The organism is Candidatus Neomarinimicrobiota bacterium, from assembly GCA_018647265.1.
GTDB lineage: Bacteria > Fidelibacterota > Marinisomatia > Marinisomatales > TCS55 > TCS55.
In genome coordinates this window covers 1-2901 of the sequence record JABGTK010000152.1, presented here as the reverse complement: position 1 = coordinate 2901, position 2901 = coordinate 1, and the positions used below count along the sequence as shown (strand labels likewise).

Sequence of the window (2901 nt, the reverse complement as noted above, 5' to 3'; positions counted from 1 at the left end):
CAATACTGGCTAAATGAGGTGACGGTTGGTGGGGAAGTATATAACAAGAAAAAATTTAATAGTGATTCTCTTTATGCAAAACATTTTGCCAACACGAATATCATGACCTATATCATTAATCACCAAGATAGCAACGAAGGGAACCTGCTTACATCTACCGATGAGAAAAATCCCCGCGTATTTACGGTCGATAATGGTGTGACGTTTAGTAGTCCAAAAAGCAATCGTGGCGCCAAATGGAAATACATCCGGGTGAAACGCTTACCTAAGAAAACAATCGATCGATTAAGTTCACTTACTTCTGAACAACTTCACGAAAAGATGGGTGTTATTGCCCAATTTGAATTTGCTGATGGTGACATAAAATCTGTTGATCCAACAAAAAATATTAACCCGAATAAAGGTGTTCGCCAAGAGGGAAATGTGATTCAACTAGGATTAACAGCAAAAGAGATAAAAGCTGTAGAAAAAAAGATTAATTACATTTTAAAACAGAATAAAAAAGGCAAATACGAACTCTTTTAATATCCGCGCTCGAGGAGCCATTTCTGTCCTTCGGTGGATCTGAAAAACCGTTCCCGAAAAATGGCATCTTTTTCAGATTTAAATTTTTCCGAATGAATTATTTGCCATGGCCGATTATCGCGAGTTGCTTTTACATTACGCGAATTATGTTGATTCAGTTGTGATTTTAGGTTTTTGCAATGGCCAACATATCGATGTTTACCATCTTCAGATTTGATGATGTAAGTAAAATGCATTTTTATTGTGCCCGAGACTGGAATCCCTGCCTGCCGGCAGGCAGGGAACCAGCAATTCATAAATTCATTCCATCCATCCATTCACGCCCAACCCCAGATTTTAAATATCGTTCTCTTGTTATAGCTTCTTCTCGGATTTTAAACTTTTCAGAATGGATAATTTTCCAAGGACGAGATGCTTTGGTAGCTTTCACATTCCTTGAATTATGTTGATTCAAACGCGATTTAAGATTTTTACAATGGCCAACATATCGGTGCTTTCCATCGATTGATCGAAGTACATAGGTATAATACATAGCTGTGCCCGAGACTGGAATCGAACCAGCACGTCTGTTAAGACACACGGACCTGAACCGTGCGCGTCTACCAATTCCGCCACCCGGGCATAAAACAGTACTTTAAAATTACATTTTTGGATATAGATTCGGCAAGGAATAAACTTGTATAGACAAAGGCTAATTCCGTATTTTTGCCGTCAGAAATTTGCCTATGAATAAACAGATTGCCGCCACCAATCGCAAAGCCTACCACGAATATCATATATTGGATAAATTCGAAGCCGGTATTGAATTATTGGGAAGTGAGGTCAAAAGCCTCAGGGAAGGTAATGCCAATTTAAAAGAAGCTTATGTCGTGATCCGGAAAGGACAGGCATGGATTGTTGGTGTACATATAAGCCCTTATTCTCACACTGGTTTCGAAGGGCCTGAAGCAGTAAGAGATCGACGACTATTACTTCATAAACGTGAGATTGATAAAATTAAATTGTCTTTGGATCAAAAAGGATTAACGGCGGTTCCATTGCAAATCTATTTCAATACTAAAGGATGGGCTAAGCTGGAGGTTGGAATTGCAAAAGGTAAAAAGACATATGATAAAAAAGCTTCAATTCGTGAACGCGATATTAAAAGGGACACTCAAAGAGAATTACGGAATAGATAATGACATTTTTAAGTATAGATAAACAATGGGAACTCATCAGCCGAGGTGCTGAAGAAATTATTCCCAAAGAAGAACTCAAGAAAAAATTAGAAAAATCGAAGGTTTCCGGTACGCCCTTAAACATAAAGTTGGGCTGTGACCCCAGTCGTCCAGATCTTCATGTTGGTCATGGCGTTGTTCTTCGGAAATTGCGACATTTCCAGGATTTGGGTCATCAAGCGATTTTAGTCATTGGTGACTTTACGGCTATGATAGGCGATCCTTCCGGGCGAAATAAAACACGGCCACAACTCACTTTAGAAGAAGCAAAAGCAAACGCTGAATCCTATATCGAACAAGCTGGTCATATCCTTGATAGTGAATCAATAAAAATCGTTTATAATTCTACTTGGCTGAATAAAATGCTTTTTAGTGATGTGATTAGACTCTCCAGCCATTATACAGTAGCGCGAATGTTAGAACGGGATGATTTTACTAAGCGTTACCAATCTGAAATTCCAATTTCCATCCATGAATTTATGTATCCGTTGGCGCAAGGGATGGATTCGGTTGAATTAAAAGCGGATGTTGAATTGGGTGGGACTGATCAGAAATTCAATTTATTGGTGGGACGTGACCTCCAGCGCGAATACAATCAAGCACCTCAAGCAATTATTACATTGCCATTATTAGAGGGGACTGACGGCGTGGAAAAAATGTCGAAATCTTATGGGAATGATATTGGCCTCACAGATTCTCCCGAAGATATGTATGGAAAATCCATGTCTATTTCTGATGAAATGATTGAAAAATATTTTATATTGGCAGCCGATGCAGATACTGAGACAGTATTAAAAGTGCATCAACAATTGGAGGACCCATCCATAAATCCTCGTGATATAAAGAGGGAATTGGCTAGAGCCATCGTTGCATTATATCATGGAAACGACGCTGCTCTATCGGCAGAACAATATTTTGACCGCGTGGTTGTAAATAAAGACATCCCGGATGAAATGGATGAGGTGGTATTAAAAGAAGACGAACTTTTAATCGAGATTATTACGGCAGAAGGATTAACGAAAAGTAAAGGTGATGCACGGCGAATGCTTAAGCAAGGTGCAGTTCGAGTCGAAGGCGAAAAAATATCTGACATGAATCACATGTTATTTAAAAGAAAAGAAGTTGTTATTAAAGTTGGTAAAAGAAGATTTTTGAGGGT

General features: G+C 38.8%; 5 protein-coding genes and 1 tRNA gene. 3 read left to right on the top strand and 3 right to left on the bottom strand.

Features of this window, described 5'->3' with window-relative positions; all coding sequences use genetic code 11:
* Positions 1 to 525 (top strand): hypothetical protein (locus HN459_09385; protein MBT3479655.1); only part of this gene is annotated, 525 nt, incomplete at its 5' end.
* Here the strand turns inward: HN459_09385 and HN459_09380 are convergent.
* From HN459_09380 to HN459_09370, 3 genes are all read right to left on the bottom strand, one after another.
* Positions 522 to 821: a GIY-YIG nuclease family protein gene (locus tag HN459_09380; GenBank protein ID MBT3479654.1), complete on the bottom strand. Its 300-nt coding sequence runs from the start codon at positions 819 to 821 to the stop codon at positions 522 to 524. The genes HN459_09385 and HN459_09380 overlap by 4 nt on opposite strands.
* Entirely contained in the window at positions 818 to 1057 is a 240-nt protein-coding gene (locus HN459_09375) for a GIY-YIG nuclease family protein (protein ID MBT3479653.1), read from the bottom strand. Before HN459_09375 ends, HN459_09380 begins: the two co-directional genes overlap by 4 nt.
* Positions 1058 to 1062: 5 nt before the next feature.
* A tRNA-Leu gene (locus tag HN459_09370) sits at positions 1063 to 1146 on the bottom strand.
* 104 nt (positions 1147 to 1250) lie between these two features.
* Between HN459_09370 and smpB the strand changes: the two genes are divergently transcribed.
* Positions 1251 to 1703 carry an SsrA-binding protein SmpB gene (gene smpB / locus HN459_09365; protein ID MBT3479652.1) on the top strand — a complete coding sequence of 151 codons (453 nt, stop codon included), beginning with the start codon at positions 1251 to 1253 and terminating at the stop codon, positions 1701 to 1703.
* On the top strand, positions 1700 to 2901 hold a 1202-nt coding region (locus tag HN459_09360), incomplete at its 3' end, for a tyrosine--tRNA ligase (GenBank protein ID MBT3479651.1). The genes smpB and HN459_09360, both read left to right, overlap by 4 nt.

What these genes read in the sequence shown, in the direction of transcription:
- HN459_09380 (MBT3479654.1), bottom strand. Translation starts at nt 821, where the DNA reads ATGAATTGCTGGTTCCCTGCCTGCCGGCAGGCAGGGATTCCAGTCTCG.
- HN459_09375 (MBT3479653.1), bottom strand. Translation starts at nt 1,057, where the DNA reads ATGTATTATACCTATGTACTTCGATCAATCGATGGAAAGCACCGATAT.
- smpB (MBT3479652.1), top strand. Translation starts at nt 1,251, where the DNA reads ATGAATAAACAGATTGCCGCCACCAATCGCAAAGCCTACCACGAATAT.